The organism is Fervidicella metallireducens AeB, from assembly GCF_000601455.1.
Taxonomy (GTDB): Bacteria; Bacillota; Clostridia; order Clostridiales; family Caloramatoraceae; genus Fervidicella; species Fervidicella metallireducens.
Window position 1 is genome coordinate 1 of sequence record NZ_AZQP01000142.1, and the last position, 969, is coordinate 969.

The 969-nt window shown below is 37.2% G+C and carries 1 protein-coding gene; it reads right to left on the bottom strand.

The features are described 5' to 3' along the window. Positions 1-146: 146 nt before the first annotated feature. Positions 147-969, bottom strand: an 823-nt coding sequence (locus Q428_RS14170) for an IS30 family transposase (protein ID WP_035382082.1), incomplete at its 5' end; no start/stop codon positions are given.

The window sequence follows — 969 nt, forward strand, 5'->3', positions numbered from 1 at the left end:
TATAATTTAAGTAACTCAAGTAGATTTCAGCTGTTTTTGGGCATAGCAAACAAAGAGTGAATATTTTCCGTTTTTTTGAAAAGGTAAAATCCACCCCTTGGAAGAGCTTTTGCTTAAGCGTCAGCTGTAATCCCTGCTTGGGTAGTTTAGTATTTTAATAAACTCGGATTCATGATAATCTCATTTGATTCGATGAGTTCTGAATCCAACTTTGCGAGCGTTTTAGCGCCGTAAAGGAAGCTGAATACCGAGTATGGAGATCGGTCATTCAGCTTTTTTCTTGAATAAGAATTAATGTGGCTTATCATCAATGAGATATCTTTCTGCTGAAATGAGTTGAAGCTTTGGCCTTTAGGAACGATTCTGCGAATCAATTCATGGTTGTTTTCTGCAGCACCTTTCTGATATGGCGCTGAAGGGTCACAATAGAAAATGCGAGTTCTGCGGTTTCCTTGCCCATCAAACTCGATAGCTCTTGGATTTGTAAACTCACTGCCATTGTCAGTGAGAATGACTGGGAATAGTTTTAGAAAAGTTTCGGGGCCTAGTTCCCAATAGAGCTTTTCGAAAATATCTATGACGGAGCGTGAAGTGTTTGCATTCCTAATATAAGCAAGCATAAACTGAGAATCAACGAAATGAATGGTGAGCAATACCTTGCCGCCTTTATTTCCTTCAACGGTATCCATTTCAACTACTGGAGTATCAGGATTTTCCTTCATGAATTCAATAAAATCCTGATATGTACGCCCAATTCTACAGGTTTTATCCACTTTAAAATGATTTTTGAGCTTTTTTCTTGGACGATAAACAACTTTTCTTGGAAGGTCAATATTTTTTGTGGAGAAAAGGTTGTAATCAATATAGTTGTAGATTGATTTTTCACTATGCATGATAAGGTCTCTGTTATTAACACAGATATGGTGTATAGATTGACCTCTTTGAATGAGTGGGGTTATGATTTTATCG